Origin of the sequence: Amycolatopsis sp. cmx-11-12 (assembly GCF_046269425.1) — a bacterium.
Taxonomy (GTDB): domain Bacteria; phylum Actinomycetota; class Actinomycetes; order Mycobacteriales; family Pseudonocardiaceae; genus Amycolatopsis.
Window position 1 is genome coordinate 71469 of the sequence record NZ_JADNQM010000001.1, and the last position, 22403, is coordinate 93871.

Annotated in this window: 22 protein-coding genes and 1 pseudogene; 8 read left to right on the top strand and 15 right to left on the bottom strand. The window is 68.3% G+C overall.

All coding sequences use genetic code 11. The features are described 5' to 3' along the window. Window positions 1-2: 2 nt before the first annotated feature. Window positions 3-1202: a cysteine desulfurase-like protein gene (locus tag ACLARN_RS00390; protein ID WP_409489277.1), complete on the bottom strand. Its 1200-nt coding sequence runs from the start codon at window positions 1200-1202 to the stop codon at window positions 3-5. A 134-nt stretch (window positions 1203-1336) separates the two neighbouring features. Here ACLARN_RS00390 and ACLARN_RS00395 point away from each other — a divergent pair, with 134 nt between their 5' ends. Then, window positions 1337-1924, top strand: a complete 588-nt coding sequence (locus ACLARN_RS00395; protein ID WP_409489278.1) for a bacterial proteasome activator family protein — start codon at window positions 1337-1339, stop codon at window positions 1922-1924. 51 nt (window positions 1925-1975) lie between these two features. On the opposite strand, the gene ACLARN_RS00400 is transcribed toward ACLARN_RS00395, so the two are convergent. From ACLARN_RS00400 to ACLARN_RS00410, 3 genes and pseudogenes are all read right to left on the bottom strand, one after another. Continuing rightward, the gene (locus tag ACLARN_RS00400) at window positions 1976-3040 is read right to left on the bottom strand and encodes an epoxide hydrolase family protein (RefSeq protein WP_409489279.1); all 1065 of its coding nucleotides are present in this window, start codon (window positions 3038-3040) and stop codon (window positions 1976-1978) included. Between the two features lie 325 nt (window positions 3041-3365). Next, window positions 3366-4316: pseudogene (locus tag ACLARN_RS00405) on the bottom strand (spore coat protein); the annotation flags it as partial. Further along, window positions 4313-5059 carry a cytidylyltransferase domain-containing protein gene (locus tag ACLARN_RS00410; protein ID WP_409489280.1) on the bottom strand — a complete coding sequence of 249 codons (747 nt, stop codon included), beginning with the start codon at window positions 5057-5059 and terminating at the stop codon, window positions 4313-4315. The pseudogene ACLARN_RS00405 and the gene ACLARN_RS00410, both read right to left, overlap by 4 nt. A 49-nt stretch (window positions 5060-5108) precedes the next feature. Here ACLARN_RS00410 and pseB point away from each other — a divergent pair, with 49 nt between their 5' ends. Together pseB and ACLARN_RS00420 are read left to right on the top strand one after the other, a co-directional pair. Then, window positions 5109-6092 carry a UDP-N-acetylglucosamine 4,6-dehydratase (inverting) gene (pseB, locus tag ACLARN_RS00415; protein ID WP_409489281.1) on the top strand — a complete coding sequence of 328 codons (984 nt, stop codon included), beginning with the start codon at window positions 5109-5111 and terminating at the stop codon, window positions 6090-6092. Beyond that, window positions 6085-7221: a DegT/DnrJ/EryC1/StrS family aminotransferase gene (locus tag ACLARN_RS00420; RefSeq protein ID WP_409489282.1), complete on the top strand. Its 1137-nt coding sequence runs from the start codon at window positions 6085-6087 to the stop codon at window positions 7219-7221. Before pseB ends, ACLARN_RS00420 begins: the two co-directional genes overlap by 8 nt. On the opposite strand, the gene pseI is transcribed toward ACLARN_RS00420, so the two are convergent. The 4 genes from pseI to ACLARN_RS00440 are packed head-to-tail and all read right to left on the bottom strand — an operon-like array spanning window position 7218 to window position 9898. Continuing rightward, complete coding sequence (pseI, locus tag ACLARN_RS00425; protein WP_409489283.1) at window positions 7218-8273, bottom strand: pseudaminic acid synthase; 1056 nt, start codon at window positions 8271-8273, stop codon at window positions 7218-7220. The two genes, ACLARN_RS00420 and pseI, sit on opposite strands and share 4 nt — an antisense overlap. Before the next feature lie 10 nt (window positions 8274-8283). Further along, window positions 8284-8802, bottom strand: a complete 519-nt coding sequence (locus tag ACLARN_RS00430; RefSeq protein ID WP_409489284.1) for a GNAT family N-acetyltransferase — start codon at window positions 8800-8802, stop codon at window positions 8284-8286. Further along, on the bottom strand, window positions 8799-9233 hold the full coding sequence (locus tag ACLARN_RS00435) for a hypothetical protein (protein WP_409489285.1): 435 nt from the start codon (window positions 9231-9233) through the stop codon (window positions 8799-8801). The genes ACLARN_RS00430 and ACLARN_RS00435 overlap by 4 nt, the downstream gene beginning before the upstream one ends. Before the next feature lie 35 nt (window positions 9234-9268). Continuing rightward, window positions 9269-9898: a hypothetical protein gene (locus ACLARN_RS00440; RefSeq protein WP_409489627.1), complete on the bottom strand. Its 630-nt coding sequence runs from the start codon at window positions 9896-9898 to the stop codon at window positions 9269-9271. Window positions 9899-10042: 144 nt separating this feature from the next. Here ACLARN_RS00440 and ACLARN_RS00445 point away from each other — a divergent pair, with 144 nt between their 5' ends. The 4 genes from ACLARN_RS00445 to ACLARN_RS00460 all read left to right on the top strand — a co-directional run bounded on the left by ACLARN_RS00445 (window position 10043) and on the right by ACLARN_RS00460 (window position 14709). After that, window positions 10043-10996: an ABC transporter permease gene (locus ACLARN_RS00445; RefSeq protein ID WP_409489286.1), complete on the top strand. Its 954-nt coding sequence runs from the start codon at window positions 10043-10045 to the stop codon at window positions 10994-10996. A gap of 3 nt (window positions 10997-10999) precedes the next feature. Next, a complete protein-coding gene (locus tag ACLARN_RS00450; protein WP_409489287.1) occupies window positions 11000-11824 on the top strand; it encodes an ABC transporter ATP-binding protein in 825 nt (274 codons plus the stop codon). After that, the gene (locus tag ACLARN_RS00455) at window positions 11821-12729 is read left to right on the top strand and encodes a glycosyltransferase (RefSeq protein WP_409489288.1); all 909 of its coding nucleotides are present in this window, start codon (window positions 11821-11823) and stop codon (window positions 12727-12729) included. The genes ACLARN_RS00450 and ACLARN_RS00455 overlap by 4 nt, the downstream gene beginning before the upstream one ends. 357 nt (window positions 12730-13086) lie before the next feature. Continuing rightward, window positions 13087-14709, top strand: a complete 1623-nt coding sequence (locus tag ACLARN_RS00460) for an arabinofuranosyltransferase (protein WP_409489289.1) — start codon at window positions 13087-13089, stop codon at window positions 14707-14709. A gap of 54 nt (window positions 14710-14763) precedes the next feature. On the opposite strand, the gene ACLARN_RS00465 is transcribed toward ACLARN_RS00460, so the two are convergent. The 4 genes from ACLARN_RS00465 to ACLARN_RS00480 all read right to left on the bottom strand — a co-directional run bounded on the left by ACLARN_RS00465 (window position 14764) and on the right by ACLARN_RS00480 (window position 18207). After that, window positions 14764-16242 (bottom strand): hypothetical protein, encoded by a 1479-nt coding sequence (locus tag ACLARN_RS00465; protein ID WP_409489290.1) that lies wholly within the window; start codon window positions 16240-16242, stop codon window positions 14764-14766. Window positions 16243-16254: 12 nt separating this feature from the next. Continuing rightward, window positions 16255-16803: a DUF3558 family protein gene (locus tag ACLARN_RS00470; protein WP_409489291.1), complete on the bottom strand. Its 549-nt coding sequence runs from the start codon at window positions 16801-16803 to the stop codon at window positions 16255-16257. A 5-nt stretch (window positions 16804-16808) separates the two neighbouring features. Next, window positions 16809-17285, bottom strand: coding sequence for a hypothetical protein (locus ACLARN_RS00475; protein ID WP_409489292.1), 477 nt, complete (start codon window positions 17283-17285; stop codon window positions 16809-16811). Between the two features lie 145 nt (window positions 17286-17430). Next, the gene (locus ACLARN_RS00480) at window positions 17431-18207 is read right to left on the bottom strand and encodes an ESX secretion-associated protein EspG (protein WP_409489293.1); all 777 of its coding nucleotides are present in this window, start codon (window positions 18205-18207) and stop codon (window positions 17431-17433) included. 114 nt (window positions 18208-18321) lie between these two features. Between ACLARN_RS00480 and ACLARN_RS00485 the strand changes: the two genes are divergently transcribed. Then, window positions 18322-18564 (top strand): hypothetical protein, encoded by a 243-nt coding sequence (locus ACLARN_RS00485; protein ID WP_076164061.1) that lies wholly within the window; start codon window positions 18322-18324, stop codon window positions 18562-18564. On the opposite strand, the gene ACLARN_RS00490 is transcribed toward ACLARN_RS00485, so the two are convergent. From ACLARN_RS00490 to ACLARN_RS00500, 3 genes are all read right to left on the bottom strand, one after another. Continuing rightward, a complete protein-coding gene (locus ACLARN_RS00490) occupies window positions 18561-19574 on the bottom strand; it encodes an acyl-CoA dehydrogenase family protein (RefSeq protein WP_409489294.1) in 1014 nt (337 codons plus the stop codon). The two genes, ACLARN_RS00485 and ACLARN_RS00490, sit on opposite strands and share 4 nt — an antisense overlap. A gap of 340 nt (window positions 19575-19914) precedes the next feature. Then, window positions 19915-21840: a glycosyltransferase gene (locus tag ACLARN_RS00495; RefSeq protein ID WP_409489295.1), complete on the bottom strand. Its 1926-nt coding sequence runs from the start codon at window positions 21838-21840 to the stop codon at window positions 19915-19917. A gap of 6 nt (window positions 21841-21846) precedes the next feature. Further along, window positions 21847-22329 carry a GtrA family protein gene (locus tag ACLARN_RS00500; protein ID WP_409489296.1) on the bottom strand — a complete coding sequence of 161 codons (483 nt, stop codon included), beginning with the start codon at window positions 22327-22329 and terminating at the stop codon, window positions 21847-21849. Window positions 22330-22403 lie beyond the last annotated feature (74 nt).

Here is a 22403-nt window from a genome sequence, read left to right on the forward strand (position 1 = left end):
GCTTAGCGGATCTCTTCGAGTACCCGGACGAGCTGGTTGACCTCGAAGACGTTCGAGTAATGCGCTAGTCCGATGCGGACGGCGCCGCCGACTTCGGCGGCGCCGAGTGACCCGAAGACACCGCTGGTGCCGTCGTCGGCGAAGGCGCAGAGCCCTTGGGAGGCGAGATACTCCGCGACCTCGGGCGACTTCTTGCCCGCGACGGCGAAGGCCAGCGCGGGGATCCGGCGCATGGCGTCCCCGATGACCATGACGTGCCGCAGCGAACGCAGCTCTGTGGACAGTTGCGCCAGAAGTCCCGCATGGTACGACTTCGCCGAACCCAGCGACGTCACCAGCCGCTCGCGCCGCGAGCCCATCGCCGCGTCGTCCAAGCCGGCGAGGTAGTCGATCGAGGCGATCAACCCGGCGAGCAACGGGTACGCGTGCGGCCCCAGTTCCATCCGGGCCGGACCGCGCGCGGCCGGGTCGAGCGAGCACGACGGCAGCCGTTCGAGCAGTTCGGGATCGCGGAAGACCAGCGCCCCCACCGACGGTCCGCCCCAGGCCTGCGCCGAAACCACCATCACGTCGGCGCCGAGCGCGTTGAGGTCCAGCGGCACGAACGGCGCCGCGTACGTCGCGTCGACGACGACCAGCGCGCCGACGCGTTTGGCGAACTCGATCACCGTCGGGACATCGGGCCGGGTGCCGACCGAACCGGACGCCAGCGTGACCGCGACGACCTTGGTGCGCGCGGAGACGAGGTTCTCGTACTGCCAAGCGGGCAGCTCGCAGGTCTCGATGTCGATCTCGCCCCAGCGCACGACCGCGCCGACGCGTTTCGCGGCGCGGCGCCACGGCGCGAGGTTGGCTTCTTCGTCGAGCCGGGACACGACGACCTCGTCGCCGATCGTCCAGCGGTCGGCCATCGCGTCGACGAGACGGCGGATGAGGTCGGGCGCGTTGGGCCCGAGCACGACTCCGGCCGGGTCGGCGCCGACCAGGTCGGCGACCGCCCGGCGAGCGGCCGTGACAATGCTTTCCGCGCGCTGGGAGGCCGGAAACGCTCCGCCCGGCCCCGACACCGGAGCACGCATGGCCGTGGATACGGCCGAAGCGACCTGTTCAGGTACGAGCATTCCGGCGGCGCCGTCGAAGTGAATCCAGCCGTCACCCAGCGCGGGAAACAGCCCACGGATACGAGCGACGTCGAACGCCATGGGGACACCGTACGGAGGTGCGGTTCGGCGCTTTACCCGGGGTTGGGTGCCTGACCACGGGGCGCGACGATTCCCGCTACGCTCGGAGACGGCGCCGAAAACCACGCTGCGCTTCGTGCCCGACGTAAGCCAGGATGGAGCACATGACCGACCCAGCTTCCCGTGAATCGACCACCCCCGGCGACGGCGGCGGAGACTCCTCTCCCCACGTCGTGGTCGTCGGTCCCGACGGCACCCCGGTCGGCACCGCACGCCCCGGCTCTTCCGGTGAGGAAGGCGAGGAGTCGCTCGGCGACCTCGTCGAAGAGCCCGCCAAGGTGATGCGGATCGGCACGATGATCAAGCAGCTGCTCGAAGAGGTCCGCGCCGCGCCGCTGGACGACGCCAGCCGCACGCGCGTGCGCGAGATCCACCAGACCTCGATCCGCGAGCTGGAGCAGGCGCTGGCGCCGGAACTCCAGGACGAGCTGGAGCGGCTGGTGCGGCCGTTCACCGAGAACTCGACGCCGTCCGATGCCGAGCTGCGGATCGCGCAGGCTCAGCTGGTCGGCTGGTTGGAAGGGCTGTTCAGCGGCATCCAGACCGCGTTGTTCGCGCAGCAGATGGCCGCTCGGGTGCAGCTGGAGCAGATGCGGCGCGGGCTCCCGGCCGGACCTTCCGCGGGCGGCACGGGCTTTGGCGGCGGCACCGGCGAGGCACACGGGCCGGGACAGTACCTCTGACGCCTGTTATGAACGGACCGTTTATAACAGGATTTGTTATGAACGGTCCGTTCATAACACCCGGGGGTTGCGCAGCGGGCAGAAGAAGGTCCGCAGGTCCGCGATGAGCAGGTCCGGCACCTCCAGCCCCGGGAAGTGACCGCCGCGGCCCGGAGTGGACCAGTGGACGATGTTGTCGGTACGCTCGGTGAGACGCCGGATCGGGCGGCCGGTGTCCTTCGGGAACACGGCGATCCCGGTGGGCACAGTGGACTTCGGCGGCTCCTCGCCCCAAGCCCCGCCCTGCGCGGCGTAGATCCGCGAAGACGAGTTCGCCGTGCCGGTGAGCCAGTAGAGCATCGCGTTGGTCAGCAGATCGTCGCGATCGATCGCCTCTTCGGGGACGTCGCGCGAGTCCGAAAAGGACTTGAACTTTTCCACCAGCCACCCGAGCCGCCCGGCAGGTGAGTCGGTGAGCCCGTAGGCAAGCGTTTGCGGCTTGGTCGCCTGGAACTCGGGCGCCGCGCTCGGCAGCATCGTCAGGTGTACCCCGATCACCCGTTCCGGGCACCGGACGCCCACGGCGCGCGAGACGATCGCGCCCCAGTCGCCACCGTGCAGCCCGAACCGCTCGTACCCGAGCCGCGACATCAGCACCGGCCACGCGTCCGCGATCCGGTCGGCACCCCAGTTCGCCTCGGTCGTCGGACCCGAGAAGCCGAACCCCGGCAGCGACGGCACGACGATGTGGAACGCGTCCTCGGGGTCGCCGCCGTACGCGCGCGGGTCGGACAGCGGACCGGCGACGTCGAGGAACTCCACAATGGACCCCGGCCAGCCGTGCGTGAGCACCAGCGGCATCGCCTCCGGCTCCGGCGACCGCGCGTGCAGGAAGTGGACGTTCGCGCCGTCGATGTTCGTCATGAACCCCGGGAAGCCGTTGAGGCGCTCCTCGTGCGCACGCCAGTCGTAGCGGAGGCGCCAGTATTCGACGAGGTCCTGGAGATACCCGAGTGGCGTGCCGAGCCCCCAGCCGACGCCGTCGATCTCGTCCGGCCAGCGCGTGTTCGCCAGGCGGGCGGCGAGGTCGTCGAGGTCGCGCTGCGGGACGGCGATCCTGAACGGCGAGAGGGTCACGCGGACGACGGTAGGGAGGATCGAGGACAGTGATGGTCCTCGAATCGAATCAAACCCGGAGTTCCGACGGACCCCAATCCGTCATCAGGTCGGCGACGTCCTCGACCCATTCCTCTTCCGCTTCCCTGCCCTCCTCACGGAGGAACAAGATCGTGTCGATCAGCGCCTGATACAGCTTCGCACGCGAGACGCCTCGATCGAGCTCCGCGACGAGCAAGGACCGAGGGGTCAAATCGTTCTCTTCGGTGTACAACGCGAGGAGCCTGGCGCGAAAGTCCTCGCTGACCCCCAAGGTCGGTGTCTTCTCTCCCGAAGGCAGGGAACGCTCCAACCGGTCCAGTACCCGGTCCACGCCCTGACCGTCCACGACGGACGACGCCGTCTCCGAGAATCGCCGCCGCACGGCCGGATCCCGCAGCAAGGTCCGCAGCGTCTCGACGGCGTCGTCGTCCAGTGCCGCCGCGCTCCCCAGCCCGGCCGCGAGCCCGAGGTCCAACGCTCCCCGGTAACCCGTCACCTGGTTGTCGACCAGTTGCACGACCGCCGTCGGCACACCGAGACAGCACAGCTCCAGCAGCGTGACACCGGCCGCGCTCACCGCGATGTCCGTCTCCACCAGCAGATCCAGCAACCCCGGCCCGGGTGGCGCGATGCGGAATTCCTGACCAGGCAGCGCCTCCGGCACGACAGGCTCACCGCGCACCAGTACGTCGGCGACGAACGGCAGTCCTGTGTCGCGCAACGCGTGCAGCAGTGCGCTGACCGTCCCCGCCCATTCCGTCCCGCCGCCGAGCACCACGGTCACGTGCGGCCGCTCGGCTCCCTCACGTCGTCCGCGACGCTTCTCTCGTGCCTCCCGGACGACGTCTCGCAGCGGCGCGTAGGCCACTCCCCTGAGTAGTTCGGCGGAACCGTCGTCGGGCCGCGGGGCGGGCGCGAAACCACAGTCGACGACGAGGTCCGCCGCGCGCCTGCCGAACACGTCGTCCTCGATGGACACCAGCAACGCGCCCGCGGCGTTGACGCGTTCACGCAGCTCGCCGAGGCCGTAGTGGTCGACGATCACCGCGTCGAAGCCTTCGAAGGACACGGACGGCATTACTGGCACGGACAACTCATCGAAGCGCGCCGCCAGCCATTCGGCGTTGTCCACCTGCCCCGAGAACACGACCTCCCAGCCCCGCGCGACGGCGCGCTCGGCGTAGGCGACCATGCGCGATACGTGGCCCGCGCCGATCGTCCCGGAGGCGTCGGCCCGCAGCACCAGTCGCGTCACCGGGCCACCTTTTTCTGCTCGACGTGCTCGTTGAGCTTCGCGAGATCGGGTCGCGCGCGCAGCACGGCGACCACTTCACGCCAGTCGCCGACGCGGTCGCCCAGTTCGGCGACGACGCCTTCGATGACCGCCCAATCCTCGGCGGTGTCCAACGTCACGCGCAGGTCGTCGGCGGGCGGGCTGACCACGACGCCGGAGCACGAGTAGGTCTCCGGTCGCGAGTAGATGCCGGATGTCACGTGCTCCCGGTCGGCTCCGCGAGCGGTCTCGACCTGCTCGGCCAGCACGGCCGCGCGCACGAGTTCCGCGTCGAAACCGCGAGGCAAGGTGCGCACCAGGGTCGTGCTCAGGTAGTCCAGCGAGGGCTGGGCGCGCCACAAGGTGACGAGCTGCCCGATCAGCGCCGGGTCCAGCAGCGGACAGTCGGCGGTGAGCCGCACCACGGCATCGGCCGGGTACGACTCGATGGCCACCGCGAACCGCGCGAGGACATCGTCCAGCGGCCCTCTGGCAACCAGCGCGCCGTGCCGGGCGGCTTCTTCGGCCACCGCGTCGTCTTCGGCTTCGGTGGAGGTCGCGACCACGACGTCGTCGATTCCCGGCGAGGCCGCGGCGGCACGGACGACCCAGCCGAGCACGCTCCGGCCAGACAGGGGCCGCAGCACCTTGCCCGGCAGCCGGGTCGACGACGCCCGCGCCTGGATGACGGCGTTGACCACGTGGGCCCCGGGGGCTCGATCCATGGGTGACATGATGGCCGACGGCAGTAGCACCGAAACGCGGAGGTCAACGATGTCCGAGCTGGATGGCTCCAGCATCCTGCTCACCGGCGGGACCGGTTCGTTCGGCAAGGCGTTCATCACCTACGCCCTGGCCGAGCTGAATCCGCGACGGCTGGTCGTGCTCTCCCGAGACGAGCTCAAGCAGTACGAAGCCCGGCAGCAGTTCGACAACGACCCGAGGCTGCGCTGGTTCATCGGCGACATCCGGGACCGCCGCCGCCTCGAGCGCGCGATGCACGGAGTCGACTACGTCGTGCACGCCGCCGCGCTCAAGCAGGTCGACACGGGTGAGTACAACCCGTTCGAATTCGTGCAGACCAACGTCGTCGGCTCGCAGAACGTCATCGAAGCAGCGATCGACACGGGCGTGAAGAAGATCGTCGCGCTCTCGACCGACAAGGCGTCGAGCCCGATCAACCTCTACGGCGCCACGAAGCTGTGCGCCGACCGGATGTTCATCAGCGCGAACCACTACGCCGCGACACATCCGACCCGGTTCTCCGTGGTCCGCTACGGCAACGTGATGGGCTCCCGCGGCAGTGTGATCCCGTTCTTCCGCGCGCTGGCGGCCAAGGGCGAGTCGCTGCCGATCACGCACAAGGAGATGACCCGCTTCTGGATCACGCTCCCGCAGGCCGTGCAGTTCGTGGTCGACTCGTTCGACCAGATGAACGGCGGTGAGCTGTACGTGCCGCGCATCCCGAGCATGCGGCTGGTCGACCTCGCGCAGGCCATCGCGCCAGGGTCACCGATGCACGAGGTCGGCATCCGGCCCGGCGAGAAGCTGCACGAAGAGATGATCGCCCCCGACGACGCCCGCCGGACCGTGCGGTTGAGCGATCGGTACGTCGTCCAGCCGCATATCGCGGGCTGGGGCTACGAGCCGCCGTCGGACGGCCAGGCCGTGCCGGAGAACTTCGCGTACCGCTCGGACACCAACGACCTGTGGCTCGACGCCGAGGAACTGCGCGACCTGGTCGAGCAGTATGGCTGAGCGGTTCCTTCCGTACGGCCGTCAGTCCATTTCGGACGAGGACATCGCCGCCGTCACCGACGTACTGCGTGGCGACTGGCTGACCACCGGCCCCGCCGTCACGCGCTTCGAAGAGGACTTGGCCGAGCACACCGGCGGCACCCCCGCCGTCGCCGTCACCTCGGGCACCGCGGCACTGCACGTCGCGTACGCGGCGGCCGGGATCGGCCCCGGTGACGAGGTCGTCACGTCACCGATGACGTTCGTCGCCACCGCGGCGACGGCCGCGCTGCTCGGCGGCAAGGTCGTCTTCGCCGACGTCGAGGCGGACACCGGGAACCTCGACCCGGCCTCGGCTGCCGCGGCGGTCACCTCGCGAACCAAGGTCGTCGCGGCCGTCGACTACGCCGGCCACCCCGCCGAACTGGACGAACTCGGCCGCATCGCCCGTGACAACGGCGCGCTGCTGCTGGAGGACGCCGCGCATTCCGTCGGCGGCGGCTGGCAGGGCAGGCCGGTCGGCTCACTCGCCGATCTCACCACGTTCTCCTTCTTCCCCACCAAAAACCTCACCACAGCCGAAGGCGGCGCCGTGATCGCCGGTTCGGACGAGCTGCTGGCGCGTGCCCGCGGCTTCCGTAACCACGGGCTGGTGCGGGACAAGGCCGCGCAGCGTTATTCGGACGAAGGCGCGTGGCACCAGGAGGTGCACGAGTTCGGCCTCAACTACCGGTTGCCGGATGTGTTGTGCGCCTTGGGAAGCAGTCAGCTCCGACGGCTCGCCAAGTTCAAGAAGCGCCGAGCCAAGATCCACGCGCGCTACACCGCCGCACTGTCCTCTTTGGACGGAGTGCTGACGCCCGCGGTGCGCGAAGGCGCAGACCCGGTGTGGCACCTGTACCCGCTGCGAGTCCTCGAAGGACGACGTCGCGCGCTGTTCGATCACTTGCGTGCCAAGGGAATCGGCGTGCAGGTCAACTACATCCCCGTGTACTGGCATCCGGTGTTCGAAGACCTCGGGTACCAGCGGGGCCTGTGCCCGAACGCGGAGCTGTACTACAGCCAGGAGCTTTCGCTGCCGCTGTTCCCGGCGTTGACCGATGCCGACGTGGACCGCGTCAGCGACGAGGTCCACGCCTTCTTCGGCTAGATCAAGCCCCAGGTGAGCGCGGTGCCCTTCGGGACATCGGAGGCGAAGGTGCGGCCGAGCACGTTCACGATCTCGGCCGGGGCCAGGCCACCGGCGGGCCGGATCGAGCGGACGTTCTCCCGCGTCACGGTGTCCCCGGCACGCACGTCCTCGACGACGTAGAGGGAACGCCGGAACCGCAGGCCTTCCTTCTCGCTCTCGCGCGGCCCGATCACCGCCGCGCCCAGCGCCTCCCAGGCGCGGTGCGACTCGGTGACCAGCGCGGCCAGCTCGGCGGGTTCCAGGGAGAACTCCGAGTCGACGCCGCCGTCGTTCCTGGCCAGGGTCACGTGCTTCTCGATCGCGACGGCGCCGAGCGCGACGGCCGCCAGCGGGGCACCGATGCCGGGCGTGTGGTCGGACAGGCCGACGAGCGTCCCGGTCACCCCGGCCAGGACGGGCAGCCCGCGCAGGTTGCTCTCGGCGGGCGACGCCGGGTAGCTGGCGGTGCAGCCGAGCACGATCAGCTGGTCGTTGCCCGCCTCGCGCGCGGTGCGCACCGCGGCGTCGATTTCGGCGACGCTCGCCATCCCGGTCGAGATGATCAGCGGCTTGCCGGTCTTCGCGCACAGTTCGATCAGCGGCAGGTCGACGATCTCCGACGATGCGATCTTGTACGCGGGCGCGTCCAGCGATTCCAGCAGGTCGACCGCGGTGGGGTCGAACGGGCTGGAGAAGATTTCGAGGCCATGGGCGCGGGCCCGTTCGAACAGCGGCTCGTGCCACTCCCACGGGGTGTGAGCGCGCTCGTAGAGCTTGTAGAGGTTCTCGCCGCCCCACAGCGAATGCGAGTCCCCGATCCGGAAGTCCGGGGTGTCGACGTCGATGGTGATCGTGTCCGGCCGGTAGGTCTGGAGCTTGACCGCCTGCGCGCCGGTCTCGGCGATCGCGTCGACGATCTCCAGCGCCCTCGCCAGTTCACCGTTGTGGTTGCCCGACATCTCGGCGATGACGAACGGCGGGTGCGCCGCCGACAGGACATGTGCGCCGATGCGCACCTCGCTGGCGGTCATCGGGGTACGACTACCTCTTCTTCCTGATCCGGCGGTCGGCGGCACGCAATTCGGTCCAGACGACCTCGCGCGGCTCGCCGTCGACCTCCCGAACATACCTGCGTGTCTCGGTGAAGCCGAATCGCTTGTGCAGTTGCAGGACCTGACGGTTGTCCGCGAGCGTCGCACCACCCAGCAGGCTGAGGCCGAGTACGTCGAAGCCGTAGTCGACGGCCGCGCCCTCCAGCTTCAACCAGGCGGGGAGGGTCTCCCGGCCGAGGCCTTCGACGTCCAGGTAGAAGTGCCATTCCGCGCTTCCGGCCTCGGTGTCGATGTCACTGAACAGCACGACACCGGCCGGCACCCCGTCGTGCCGGTAGACGAGCACGCGACGGCTCGGGTCGGCACGGACCGCTTCGAACCAGCCACGATGTTCGTCGGCACCGATCTCGTGCGTGGTGAAGCTGACCTTCCGCACCGACGGGTGGTTGCGCCACCGCCGGATCCGGTCGAGGTCGGCTTCCCCGGCTTCGATCAGGAGGCCGGTCATTCGCCTGCCGGGACAGTGATGGTGTCCTCGATGCGGCGCAGCCGGTCCTCGTACCTGGCGATCCCGGCCAGCCGGGCGCGGATCTGGGCGTGCTGGCGCTGGATCTCCTGGATCAGGGTGCGCGCCTCGGCCAGTTCGGGCTTGTCGGCGTGCGCCGGCAGCGAGATCGCCTCGCGCAGATCCTCCAGCTGGGCCTCCTGGGCCGCGACGCTCGGGATGAGGCGGTCCAGCTCGGCGCGGGTCCAGCGCAGGTCGCCACGCGCGTGCTCAAGGCCGCTCTCGGCGCCGTCGAGCCGTCGGCGGTGGTCCGCGGTGGCGTGTTCGAGTTCGTTGACCCGTCCGTTGAGGTCGCGGAGCCGCTCGTCGATCCGGAAGTCGATGAGCCGGGCGATCCGGCCGATCACGCCGCTGCGGAGTTTCTGCACTGCCATGGGTGGTTCCTTCTCGGAGTGGGCTGGCTGGTAGTTCAGCGCAGGAGTTCGGTTTCGCCGGTCTTCGTCCAGGAGTCCAGCAGCCTGCCCTCGGCGGCGATCTGGTGTTCGGGGCCGACGATGCAGGAGTCGCCCGCGGCGTGCTCCCAGTGGGTCTGATTCGGGTCGTCGATGAACGAGAACCCGGACAGGATCAGGGTGGCGTGCGGGAACGACGTCCGCGCGATCCAGGCGGCCAGCGTCCCGGTGGTCGACCACAGGCCCTGTTCGCGGCTCGGCAGGCCGAGCGCGTCCGAGAGAGGCAAGACGACTTCACGGTTCGGCACCGGTACATAGCCGAGGTCACCGGGCCACCAGCCCGGGATGTCTTCGGGCTCCCAGTGCATCCGGCCCGGCTCGACCAGCAGGTAGAGCCGCTTGCGGTAGTCACGGAAGACGTGCTTGGTGGCGCGGACGGCGCGGTTGAACACGACGACGTGCACCCGGCTGCCGACGGCTTCGGGGCCGCCCGGCTCGTCCACGACGAAGCCGTTGACCCTGATCACGAGGTCGCAGGCGTCAATGGCCTTCGCCCGCCGGGGGTCCGGCGGCAGCGGCTGATTCCCGACCACGGCCACCGAACGGGGCTCCGGCCGGTCGGCGTATGCGGCGAGCAGATTGACCATCAAGCTCGCGTCGCCGAGTGCAGCAGTCATGAGGGCAGAAAGTACCAGGACACGCACCGCGTTCGGGTGCGAAGCCGACGGTAGCTTTCCGTGGTCGGACGGGGCGGCCCCGGCACCGGCCGCCCCATCGGTACCCTCGTTCCCGTGCATGCCACCAGCACGGTTCACGCCGCCGACAGTGCTGCGCCGACCTCGGTTCCGCCGATTTCGGACAGCAAGACCTTCGCGCGCGCGTTCGCCGACATCAAGACCGGTTTCGCCGCCAAAGAGCTGTGGGGACACCTCGGCTGGCAGGACATCAAGCAGCGCTATCGCCGCTCGGTGATCGGCCCGTTCTGGATCACCATCAGCCAGGGTGTCATCGCACTCGGCCTCGGACTCCTGTACTCACAGTTGTTCCACATGCCGACGGCGACGTTCCTGCCCTACATCAGCACCGGCTTCATCATCTGGGGCTTCATCAGCGGCTGCTTGTCCGAGGGCATGGAGACCTTCATCTCCAACGAGGGGCTGATCAAACAGCTCCCGGCCCCGCTTTCGGTCTACGTGCTGCGGACCGTGTGGCGCCAGACCCTGATGCTGGTGCACAACCTGATCGTCTACGTCATCGTCATCGCGGTCTTCTTCACGGCGCTGAACCACCAGTACTCGCTGAACACCGGCAACTGCAACGAAGGCTTCTCCGGCATCTGCCACCCGGGTATCGGCTGGTACTCGCTCACCGCGATCCCCGGTTTCTTCCTGCTCGCCTTGAACGCCGGCTGGGTCACCTTGCTGCTCGGCATCATCTCGACGCGGTACCGCGACATCCCGCAGGTGATCAACTCGATCATCCAGCTGCTCTTCTACATGACGCCGATCGTGTGGCCGATCGACCAGCTGATGAAGGGTGGCGCGCGGGTCGACACCTCGTGGGCACTGCCGTTCGTCTACGGCAACCCATTGTTCCATTTCATCCAGATCGTGCGCGCGCCGATGATCGGGCAGGCTGTCAGCCCCTGGAGCTGGGTGATCGTCGGTGGCATCACCGTCATCGGCTGGGGTCTCGCGCTGGTCGCGATGCGTAATTACCGTTCCCGCGTCTCTTATTGGGTGTGACAAGTGGTCAGCATTGATGTGCACAACGCCTTCGTCGACTTCCCGATCTTCGACGCGAAGACCCGCTCGCTGAAGAAGCGGGTGCTGGGCAAGGTCGGCGGCAAGATCGGCACCGAGAGCAAGGTGCCGATCATCGAAGCCCTCCACGACGTGACGCTCTCGCTGAAACAAGGCGACCGTGTCGGCCTGGTCGGCCACAACGGGGCCGGGAAGTCGACCCTGCTGCGGCTGCTGTCCGGGATCTACGAGCCCACGCGCGGCTCGGCGAAGATCTCCGGCAAGATCGCGCCGGTCTTCGACCTCGGCATCGGCATGGACCCGGAGATCTCCGGGCTGGAGAACATCATCGTCCGCGGCCTGTTCCTCGGGATGACCGCGAAGCAGATGGAAGCGCGCGTCGACGACATCGCGGACTTCACCGAACTCGGCGACTACCTTCAGATGCCGCTGCGGACGTACTCCACGGGTATGCGCGTGCGGCTGGCGCTGGGCGTGGTCACCTCGATCGACCCGGAGATCCTGATCCTCGACGAGGGCATCGGCGCGGTCGACGCGGCGTTCCTCAACAAGGCGAAGGACCGGCTGAAAGACCTCGTCAAGCGGTCGGGCATCCTGGTGTTCGCCAGCCACTCGGACGAGTTCCTCTTCGAGCTCTGCGACTCCGCCATCTGGATGGACGAGGGGCACGTCAAGCAGCGCGGTTCGCTGCGTGAGGTGCTCACCGGCTACAAGGGCCGCGACCCGTTCGAGAACATGAGCCAGGAGACACTGGAGCGGTTCGGCGTCGTACCGGCGCCGGTCGCGACGACGAACGGCGGTCAAGGATGACCAGCGAGACCCGGCAGTTGCCCGAAGGCGCCGTCGTCGGCGTCGTCGTCACGCGCCATCGGCGGGAACTGCTTTCGGACTCGCTGAAGGTGATCGCCGCGCAGACGCGGCCGGTCGACCACCTCGTCGTGGTCGACAACGGGCCGGACCAGTCGGCGCGGGACGTCGTCGAGAGCTATCCCCTTCCCGTCACGTACCTGCCTTCGCACCGCAATCTCGGCGGAGCCGGCGGGTTCGCGCTCGGCATGCTGCACGCGCTTTCCCTTGGCGCGGACTGGATCTGGCTGGCCGACGACGACGGCCGCCCGGCCGACGAGAACGTCCTCGCGATCCTGCTGGACGAGGCCGAAAAGCGGGGCCTCGCCGAGATTTCCCCGGTGGTGTCCAACATCGACGCGCCGGACAAGCTCGCGTTCCCGTTGCGGCGCGGGCTGACCTGGAAGCGTTCGTCGTCGGAACTGGGCGTCGACTTCCTGCCCGGTATCGCCTCGCTGATGAACGGCGCGTTGTTCCGCGCGTCCACTTTGGACGTCGTCGGCGTGCCGGACCTGCGGCTGTTCTTCCGCGGCGACGAGGTCGAACTGCACCGGCGCCTGGTGCGCTCGGGGCTGCCGTTCGGCACCTCGCTCAAGACCGCGTACCTGCACCCGGACGGCTCGGACGAGTTCAAGCCGATGCTGGGCGGCCGGTTCCACGCGCAGGACCCGGAGAACGAGGTCAAGCGCTACTACACCTACCGCAACCGCGGATACCTGCTGTCGCAGCCGGGCATGCGCAAGATCGGCGCGCTCGAAGTGGTGCGGTTCGGGCTGTACTTCGTCGGTGTGAAGCGGGATCCGAAGGCGTTCTTGCAGTGGCTCAAGCTGGTACGGCAGGGCCGCAAGGAGAAGTTCTTCCGCTACTGAGTTAGCCGAAAAGATGCGGGTGGCCACTTTTGCTTGCGGGGTGGTCGTGAGTGATCTGGGACTGGGTACATGAAGGCCCCCTTCCTTGCGCTAGACGCAAGGAAGGGGGCCTTCATGTACTTCAAGCCGGTGACCGTTGGGTCGGGTGTCGTGAGTGATCGACCCAAATCACTCACCACACCCGGGCAACCTGTGTCCGGCTCCAGTCGTGAACACAGAGCACAAGGACCAGAACCTTTAAGGGGTCAGATCGTGGACGCACCCGTACTCGCTCCGGAAAATCCCGAAGCGAGACCTAGATCCAGGCATAGACCCAGACCTCGTTTCGACGGGAACTTCGTCAGCATCGGGCTGGTCGTGGCCCTGTTCGCGATCCTCGCCTGGAACCGAAGATGGGTGTGCGACGATGGACTCATCGTGCTGCGGACGGTGCAGAACCTCCTGGACGGCAACGGTCCGGTGTTCAACGCCGGTGAACGCGTCGAGGCGAACACCAGCACGCTGTGGACGTACATCCTCGCACTTGTCGGCTTTTTCGGCGTACGGCTCGAATGGGCGGCCGTCATCCTCGGACTGCTCTTCGCGGTCGCCGGGATGGCGCTCGGCCTCGACGGCGCGCGGCGCCTGCATCCTTCGAAACTGATCATCCCGGCCGGAGCTCTCTTGCTTCTCGGCCTCTCGCCGTTCTGGGACTTCGCGACGTCGGGTCTCGAAACCGGCCTCGTCACCTGCTGGCTCGCGGGCGTGTGGTGGCTCTTGGTCCGCCACGCCACCCTTCCCGACACGCGGCCATGGGCGACGGTCTTCATTCTCGGGCTCGGCCCGCTGGTCCGCCCCGAATTCGCCTTGGTGACGGCGCTCGGGGGCGTCGCCTTGCTCCTCATCGCCAAGCCGGGCTGGAAACGCGCCCTGCTCTGGATTCTCGTGGCCGGGGTACTGCCGGTCGGCTACCAGATCTTCCGGATGGGCTACTACGGCCTGATCACGCCTAACACGGCGCTGGCGAAAGAAGCTTCGAAGGCCCGCTGGGACCGGGGCTTTTTCTACATCGCCGACCTGCTCGACCCGTATCTGCTGGTGATTCCGCTGCTCACGCTGGTGGTCATCGCGGCATTGGTGCTCCGGAAGCTGACCCGTGCGACGACCATCGTGGTCGTGATGCCTGTCATCGCCGCGCTCGGCCTGCTCTTCTACGTCACGCGCGTCGGCGGTGACTACATGCACGGCCGAATGCTGCTTCCGTCACTCTTGTTGCTTCTCCTGCCGGTGCTCGCCGTACCGCTCAGCAAGTGGACCGCGCTGCCACTGCTGGTGCTCGGCGTCTGGGCCGTGGTGAGCGGGGGCTGGTTGCGGGCGCCCTCGGCGGTCGAGCACAAGATCGGCGCCAACGCCATCACCGATTCCCGCGTCTTCTGGGTCGACACCACGGGCAAGTCCCATCCGATCCTGGCCGAGGACGCCGCTCTGGCCCCCGGCTATCTGCCGGACCTGGCCAAGGCCATGGAAGGCAAGCAGGGACCGGTCGTCGCGGTGTCGGTCGACCACCGATGGCTCGTCCTACCGGCGCGGGAGCGGACCGTGGTCTCCTCTCCCGGCCCGCTCGGCTTCCCCGGCATGCTGCTGCCCTACGACTACAAGGTGGTCGACGACATCGGGTTGGCGGGCCCGCTGGCGTCGCACTCGATCTCGGTCCAAGGCTGGCCGATGGGGCACGACAAGCTGCTCTCGGTCGCCTGGGCCATCGCGGACGCCGGCCGGGGCACCCCGGAAGAGCTGTCCGCGGCGATCGAGGGCGCGGTACCCGGGGAGGAGATCGCGTCCGCGAGGCGTGCCCTCCTGCGGCCCGAGATCCAGGAAATGCTGACTTCCGTGCGAGCGCCGCTGACTCCGAACCGGTTCTGGGAGAACCTGGTGCATTCGGTCGGCCGGTCCAGTCTGCGCTACGACCGCGACCCGTACATCGCCCAGCACGGGCGCTGAGCCAGGACGAGGCCCTTCCTCACGCTCAGCGCGAGGAAGGGCCTTTCTGTCCGTCTATTCGCCGATCACCGGCGGCGCGGTGCGCATGTCGGTCCCGAAGACCTCGTCCGGGTCGCCCTCGACGAGGTACGTCGGACGCTGGTGCTCGGTGTCCTCGTCCCCGTCGGCCTGCTGACCGCGGCCGCCCATGCCGCCGCCCATCCCGGGCCCGCCGCGACCGGCGGCCCCACCGCCGCCGAGGCCACCCATACCGCGGCCTGCCGCCGCTTCCGCGGCGCCGACACCGCCGGGACGGGCCGCACCGGACGCGGAACCCGAACCGGGCGTCGAACCGGCACCGCTACCGGGGCCGAATCCGCTTCCGCCACCGCCGCGGCTGTTCCGTCCGTTGTGCTCGGTGTCGCCCATCCCGCCGCCCATCATGGGCGCCATCGGCATGGGGCTCATCGGCATCTGGTTCGCGTTCGAGGGACCGGGTGTGGTGACCGGCGGCGGTGTGCCCTGGAGGCCGGACGGCGTCGTCCCCGAAGGGACGCTGCCGGATCCCGTGCTGGAGCCGGGGCCGGGGAGGTGTCCGCCACCCGGCGGGATGGCGGTGCCGCCGCCACCTCCACCGCCGCCTCCGCCCCCACCGCCGCCGCTACCGGGCGGGATGTAGGTGTTGCCGGGCGGGCGGGAACCGGGCGGGTTCGAGCCGGGCGGAACCTGGTACGGCTGCGACTTACCCGGGTCGTCGATCCCGCCACCGCCGCCCACGCCGAACTTCGGCGGCTCGGCGAACGCCGGCTGCTTCGACGCGGCCTCGTACAAGGACTTGTCGTAGGTGTGCATGGCGGAGGCGGCCTGAGTGTGCGCCTCCTGGCTGTCCTTCTGCTTCTGGATGGACTTGTCGATGTTGTCGCCGAGGTTGAACGGGTTCGACGTCATCCAGCCGCCGACCTCGTCCTTCCAGTTGAAGGGGATCGGCGCGGGCATCACGTTCTTCACGTGGGAAGCCGCGGTGCCCTGGTCGTAGATCGTCTCGGACGCGAGCTTCGCGTTCTGGGAGTTCGTCTCGGACCACTTGCTGAGGCTCTTGAAGTAGCCCTGCGCGTTGCCCGCCGCGTCGCCTTCCCAGGTGCCCTGCGACGCCGTGACGGCCTTGTCCATCGTCGTCGAGAAGGTGTTGAACGCCTTGTGCAGGTCGTGGTACGCCGTGGAGACCTCGGTGACCTGCTCGACGTTCAAGTCGCTCTTGACGAACTGCTCGAGCTTCTCGTGGTCGTAACCCTGGTAGTCCGCGTTCGACGGCTCCAGCCCCTCGACGTACTGGACGTCACCGTTCTTGGTCAGCTGATCGACGTTCTTGTCGCCGACCTCCTGGGACTGCTGGTGCGCCTTCCCGGAGGCCATGAACTGCTTGACCGCGCCGAACAGCCAGCCGTCACTGGGGTCGACGCCCTCCTGGGCCTTCTGCTGGAAGTACGCGTCACGTCCCGCGGGCGAAAGGTCGGAGACCTGCTTCTCGCTCAGGTTCGGTGTCTTCGTGGTCATCCTGATTCCCCCTTAGCCCTTCGGAAGCTTCGGTTCGGCGATGTCGGCGACCTTCTCGGCGATCCCGCAAGCCTTCTCGGTCTCGTCGGCCGCGACCAGGACGTCGACCCGCGCCGACGTGCCCAGTTCGAGTGCCATCAAGCACCCCGCCGGGGGCCTGGGTGCGAGAACGGCCTTGCGCCCGTTGACGTTGCCGGTGGTCTTGCCGTTACCGGCGTCGCTCACCGTGTCGAGACCCTGTGTGTCACGAACACCGACACCGATCGAGAGGCTTTCCGAGGCTGACGCCGCTTCCTTGTTCAGTGTGCAGAGACGGGCTCCGCCCGCGTTTTCGGTCGTCGGTGGCTTGAATGTCCCGTAGGACGCCAGGTCCGTCGCGCTGACGAGTGAACACGGGTCGATCGACGCGGTGTCCGCGCCGGACGTGGGCGCGGCGCTGGACGCGCTCGACGACGCGGGAGGGGCTGACGGAGCAGGACTGGCGCTTCCCGGCTTTTCGCTGGAGCACGCGGCCAGTACCAGAGCGGCCGCGGCGAGCGGCACCACGTAAAGCTTCTTCATCGTCCTCAGGCCTGAACCTTCTTGGTGGCGTCGATCGCCCGCTCTTCGACACCCTTGTACAGTCCGGCGGCCCTGGCCAGCGCCTCGTCGGCGTCCTTGACCACCTGCTCGAACTGCCCGATGACCGCGCTCGCGGAGTTGGCCGACTGGGCCGCGCCCTTGTGGTCGTGGGCCGCGACCGCCTTGCCGTAAGGGTGGCCACCCAGCTGCGGCGCGTCGTTCAGCGCCATGGTCTTGATCTTCAGCGCGCTGAGTTCCTCCGACATGTTCGCCAGAGCCTCACGAAGCGGCTTGACGCCCTCTTCGCTGATCTTGAAGCCACCGCTCTTGGCGGCCGAGACCAGCTTCTGGGTCTCGGCGCTGACCTTGGCGATCGCCTCCTGGTTCAGCCCGCCTTTGGCCACATAGCCGGCTGCCGCGCCCATGGCGGCGCCGATCGAGTAGTCCGGTGCCGCCTGTCCGCCGTCCGCTTCGAAAGCCATCGTCCGCCCCACTGCATCGTCTGCTCGCCCGTGCGTACCGCCCGGCAGTCTACTAGCCGGGCGCTCGGCGCAACGGTGATTGTCCGATCACCGAAGATCTCTCCAGAACTGTGACGAAACGGGCGTCATCCCGGTTCCCGACGGGTCAGAACTGGCCTTCGAGCTGGGCGTACAGCTGCTGCGCGATCCTCGCGTTGTCGGCCGGAGCGTAGGTCAGCCAGCTTTGCCCGTCGGCCGCCTGGCGCGAAGTCATCATGAACCGGCCGGCTTCGGTGTCGAACCAGGCCAGCGGGGGGAAGACCTGGCCGCCGCGGATGAACACGCTGAACTGGCCCACGCGCGTCTTCGGCTTCTCGAAGATCCGCTCCACCTGCCGCTGCTGCGGGTTCGAGCCGTGGGAACGGGGACCGCTGACGTTGGCGAAGGGGTCGTAGGCGTCGTCGTTGCGAGGGCGCTTCGGTGCGCTGGCCGGCTTCGCGATGGTGACGGACTGGCCGGGGCCCGCCGGGGTGAGCGGCAGCAGGTCGACGATCGACGCGACGATCGCGGTCGGCCTGGTCTCCTCGAAGACGAGCAGGTTCTCTTCCTGGCGTGTGACGACCGCGAACTGGCCGTTCGTCGCCGCCCTCGCGAAGAGCTGCTTGTCCTTGTCCATCTGCGCGACCGCCCAGACGGCGAGCTGCGGGTTGACGAACGTGGCGAGCGCGAGTTCGACGTCGGCGTCGGCGTCGGCGTCGAGCCTGCCGCCGCGCATCAGGCCGCGGCCTTCGAGATCTCGGAAGACGGCCTCGCGCACCATCGCGCGCTGATCGGTCGTGGTGCCGATGTGCGGGACGTCGAACGGCACCGGCGCCGGCCCGAACCGCCCGTGTTCGAGCAGGATGTCCACCGCCGCCAGCGACAGCGAGAACGAATGCGGCATCGCCTTTTCCCCCCGCGGGTGTCTTGTTCGTCGGGATGAACGTAGTCCACGCACCCGATACGCCCGCAGCGAACCCGCTTGCCCGGCCGTGATCAAGGCTGGTGCGATGGGTCCATGGCAGACCAGAAACCCGCGCTCGTCCTGCATCTCGCCGCCGGTGGGGAGCCCTTGCTCTTCGCGCTCACGACGGAGGAGACCGAGCGGCTGACCAAGGACCTTTCGCATTTCGTCCGCACCGGTTCGGTCCAGACGATCCAGACGAAGGACGACTCCGAGGTGGCGATCAACTTCTCCCACGTCGCCGCCGCCTACATCGACGACTTGAACCGGAAGAACCGGGTGTTCGGGCTGCACTAATTCCGGGAAAAGAGTTCCAGCAGGCCCGTTTTGATCTCCGGGCGGCTGGCGGCGACCAGCAGGAAGGTGGCTTCCCGGACGAGCCGCTGGGGGTGTCGTCCGGCGAGTACCGACGTGCTGCCGTTGGCCGCGACCAGCGCGCCCGCGGCCCGGAACGCGAGTTCCGCGCCCGCCGCCCGGGCCGCGGGCAACGACGGCGGATCGGCGAGACCCGCGTCGAGCCGCTCGCGGACGGCGTCGATCTCCGTCCTGATCCCGGCGGCGACCTCGGCCTTCCCGAGCTCCTCGATGAGCCGCGCGGCGCGGGCGGCCAGGCCGAGCGGCGCACAGCCGTTGAGGCGGGAGGGGAAGGTGTTGCCCGCGACGAACTCCGCGTGCGGGGTTTTGCCGTAGACGCGTTCGTCGGCGAGGAAGTAACGGGTGAAGCCGAGGTGCACGGTGGACGTGCCCTGCGCCGCGACGAGGTCGAGCGGCTGGACGTCCAGCTGCTCCCCCGCCACCGGGTCGATGATCGCGCTGATGACGGTGTCGCCGTCCCTGGCGCAGAGCTGGAGCAGGTCGATGATGCCCCAGCCGCTGACGAACGGGGCCTCGCCGTCGAGCAGGTAGCCGCCCTCGACGCGTTCCGCGCGCAGCCTGGGCGGGGTCGGGATCACCGCGGCGAACGAGGCGCCCGCCTTGAGTTCGCCGCTGATCAGCGCCGGGAGGTAGCGCTCGCGCAGGTCCGCGCGGTCGGTCGTGGACAGCCCGGCGACCAGGCCGTGGTGCTGGACCCAGGTGAACATGGTGCTGAGGCAGCCGCCCGCCAGTGCCTCGAGGACCCGGACGATCGTCGGGAGATCGATGCCCGGACCGCCAGCTTCCTGGGGCGCCGCGAGGCCGTAGAAGCCTTCGGCCGCGAGAGCGTCGAAGTGGCTCGAAGGGACTTCGCCCTTGAGGTCCACTTCGGTGGCTGCGGGGAAGAGGAGATCATCGGCGAGGGCGTGGGCTCGGGCGACCAGATCCGTCATGCCGGTAAGGCTACCCTTACTTGACCTTCCACGGTCTAGCGTCGCTAGGAAGGCTGCCGTTACTAAAGGTCCCTTGCTCCCTTTTTCGGGAGTCGGCCATGTCCCCAATGTGGCATTGGGGGCACTGAGCGTCTCCAATGCCTCATTGGGGACATCGAGCCGTGGGCGAGCGGCGCAAAGGGGGCAGCATGTCCCGAAAGTGGCTTTCGCGACGTGCCCGCGGCAGAAGACTCAGGGCGTCGAAAGTCCCGAACCCGTCTTGAGCAAGAGCCGACCCCGAACGCCATGAACGGGACTTTCCTTGCAAATTTCGCAAGGAAAGTCCCGTTCATCACACGCTTTAGAGCTCGTAGAGCCGCTTCCAGTTGTCCCGCGACGTCAGTTCCGGCATGGAGCGCTTGTACTGCTCCTGCACCGCGCCGCCTTCCTTGCGAAGCCGCTGGATGACCTTCGCGCCCTTCCGGGCCAGGTCGAACATCTTCGCGCGGTCGTACGAGCGGACCCGCACGCCTTCCTGCGAAGCGTCGGTGACGACGGCCGTGTCGAAGGTCGCGACGTGCCACCAGTGGGCCTCGTCGATCGGGATCGCGCCGAGCGAGTGGCGGCTGCGGCCGAGCACGCGGTCGAGGATCCGCTTGATCAGCACCAGGCGCTGCATGCTGGGCCGCGGCGCGCTGTTGATGATGCCGATGTCGTTCGACGCGATGCCCGGGACGTCGGTGGCCTTGTGCCGCTTGGTCTCGGGGTACTCGTCGCGGATCCGGCGGATCTCCTTCATCGCGGCGACGCCGCCGTCACGCAGGACTTCCGGCCCCTCGAGGAAGTCCTCGACGGCCTTGATCAGCGTGGCGGACAGGCCGTACTGCATGCCGAGCAGGTACCGGACCAGCTGCGCGATGAGCACGCGCGAGAGCAGGTTCAGGTTGAACGGCGAGTGCAGTGCGGCGGTGATGATCGAGTTCCGCAGGTTGAAGTAGCGGTGCCACTCGTCCCAGTCCTTCCAGTGGAAGTCGGCGTGCCAGACGCCGGCGCCCGGAAGGGTGACGGTGGGGAAGCCGTGCGCGCGGGCGCGGTAGCTGTACTCCGCGTCGTCCCACTGGAAGAAGAACGGCAGCGGGTAGCCCGTGGCCTTGACGACCTCGTACGGGATCAGGCACGACCACCAGCCGTTGTACCCGGCGTCGAGGCGGCGTTCCTGGCGGTTCGGCTTGAGGGTCTCCTCGTCGACGCCGAGCAGGTCGGCGGTCGAGAGCGAGTGCGTGACCGGCTGGCCGGGTTCGAGGGTGTTCAGCCGGGCGTATTCGGCGCCGACGTGCAGCTGGTTCGGGTGCAGCAGGTTCAGCATCTGCCCGCCGACGATGACCGGGTTGACCGTGCGGTTGGAGAACGCGGTCATCCGGATCACCAGGTCCGGCTCGAGCAGCACGTCGTCGTCCATGAACAGGACGTTCGCGTGCTCGGTCTCGGTGTGCCCGGCGACCTCGTAGAGGCCGCGGGTGAAGCCACCGGCACCGCCGAGGTTCGGCTGCTTGATGTAGTGCAGCTTGTCGCCGAGGTCCTTCGCGACCTGCTCGAAGCCGTCACGCGACTCGACGAGGTCGGTGCCCTGGTCGGCGACGTAGATCGCGTCGAGCGTCTCCAGCGAGGAGACGTCGGCGGCGAGCGCCTGGAGGTTCGACAGGCAGTCGTCGGCGCGGTTCATCGTGCAGATGGTCACCGCGGTCGGGCGGATCTTCTCCGGCGCCTCGACCGTCCAGCGGACGTTCTCGACACGCAGCGACTGGCCGCCCTCGGTCTCGAGGTCGAGCCAGAGCGCGCCGCCGTCGTAGAACTTGTCGAGCTTCGCGGTCAGCGTCACCTTCTGCCGCTTCGCGCCCGCGACGATCTCGGCGGCGACCACACGCGAGTCGCCCTCGATGTCGGAAGCGCCGACGGACAGCTGCCCGTCACCGGTGACGACGGCCTCGACGGCGACCTCGGTCACGTCGGTCCAGCGCTGCCAGTAGCTCGCGGGGAAGCGCCCGAAGTAGGTGTTGCCGGACACCTTCGACGCCGGCTCGATGGCGATGCCCGCGCGTTCGCGCACGGCGGTGCCCCATTCGAGTTCGGCGTAGAGGTCCTTGCTGACGATGGGGGCCGGGCCGGCGTAGAGCCCGCGCTGCGCGGTGAGACGGCCCTGCGGGGTGCGTTCCGCGAAGCGGGTGTCGTCGACAGTGCTCACCATGGCGCTCGGGGCCTCTCCGGTGACGGCGGCTTTACCGGGCATGAATCCTCAGTTCTCCTCTGTGCTGATGGCGCTTGCGCGGGGCTCACGGAAGACGACCCACTTGAGCATGACGAAATTGATCACGGTCGCGGTTGCCTGCGAAACGACCCAACCGAAGGTGGCCTTCCAGGCCGACTCCGGCAGGACGTGCAGCATCGTGCGGTTGACGCCTACAGCGACGAGGAACGTCACGGCGTACAGGAGTACGAAGCTACCGATCTGACGTGCGCCCTCCTGGCGTCCACCGGCGAAGGTGAACTTGCGGTTCAGGAAGAAGGCGGTCGTGGTGCCCACGATGAAGCTCAACGCGCGGGCGATGTCCACCCACGGCGTCGCGTCCATTCCGAGGGCACGAAGCCCCTGGTAGACGCCGAAATCGACCAAGGCGCAGAAGCCGCCGACGAGCGCGAAGCGGATGAGCTGCCCGAGCAGCCCAGGGGAGGACGGCGCTGCCGCCGTCGAACCGGCTTGCGGGTCGGTCGCCACCACTGCTCTACCTCATAAACTGCTGGGGCTGGTGCCCAAAGTGTAGAAGCGAGCACTTCAGGGTCACGTTCCGGGCA

Coding starts and splice junctions, on each gene's coding strand:
- ACLARN_RS00395 (WP_409489278.1), top strand. CDS start 1,337: ATGGAGCACATGACCGACCCAGCTTCCCGTGAATCGACCACCCCCGGC.
- ACLARN_RS00475 (WP_409489292.1), bottom strand. CDS start 17,285: ATGGCTTTCGAAGCGGACGGCGGACAGGCGGCACCGGACTACTCGATC.
- ACLARN_RS00390 (WP_409489277.1), bottom strand. CDS start 1,202: ATGGCGTTCGACGTCGCTCGTATCCGTGGGCTGTTTCCCGCGCTGGGT.
- ACLARN_RS00465 (WP_409489290.1), bottom strand. CDS start 16,242: ATGACCACGAAGACACCGAACCTGAGCGAGAAGCAGGTCTCCGACCTT.
- ACLARN_RS00440 (WP_409489627.1), bottom strand. CDS start 9,898: ATGGTCAATCTGCTCGCCGCATACGCCGACCGGCCGGAGCCCCGTTCG.
- ACLARN_RS00420 (WP_409489282.1), top strand. CDS start 6,085: ATGGCTGAGCGGTTCCTTCCGTACGGCCGTCAGTCCATTTCGGACGAG.
- ACLARN_RS00470 (WP_409489291.1), bottom strand. CDS start 16,803: ATGAAGAAGCTTTACGTGGTGCCGCTCGCCGCGGCCGCTCTGGTACTG.
- pseB (WP_409489281.1), top strand. CDS start 5,109: ATGTCCGAGCTGGATGGCTCCAGCATCCTGCTCACCGGCGGGACCGGT.
- ACLARN_RS00495 (WP_409489295.1), bottom strand. CDS start 21,840: ATGCCCGGTAAAGCCGCCGTCACCGGAGAGGCCCCGAGCGCCATGGTG.
- pseI (WP_409489283.1), bottom strand. CDS start 8,273: ATGACCGCCAGCGAGGTGCGCATCGGCGCACATGTCCTGTCGGCGGCG.
- ACLARN_RS00430 (WP_409489284.1), bottom strand. CDS start 8,802: ATGACCGGCCTCCTGATCGAAGCCGGGGAAGCCGACCTCGACCGGATC.
- ACLARN_RS00485 (WP_076164061.1), top strand. CDS start 18,322: ATGGCAGACCAGAAACCCGCGCTCGTCCTGCATCTCGCCGCCGGTGGG.
- ACLARN_RS00410 (WP_409489280.1), bottom strand. CDS start 5,059: ATGGATCGAGCCCCCGGGGCCCACGTGGTCAACGCCGTCATCCAGGCG.
- ACLARN_RS00490 (WP_409489294.1), bottom strand. CDS start 19,574: ATGACGGATCTGGTCGCCCGAGCCCACGCCCTCGCCGATGATCTCCTC.
- ACLARN_RS00455 (WP_409489288.1), top strand. CDS start 11,821: ATGACCAGCGAGACCCGGCAGTTGCCCGAAGGCGCCGTCGTCGGCGTC.
- ACLARN_RS00435 (WP_409489285.1), bottom strand. CDS start 9,233: ATGGCAGTGCAGAAACTCCGCAGCGGCGTGATCGGCCGGATCGCCCGG.
- ACLARN_RS00480 (WP_409489293.1), bottom strand. CDS start 18,207: ATGCCGCATTCGTTCTCGCTGTCGCTGGCGGCGGTGGACATCCTGCTC.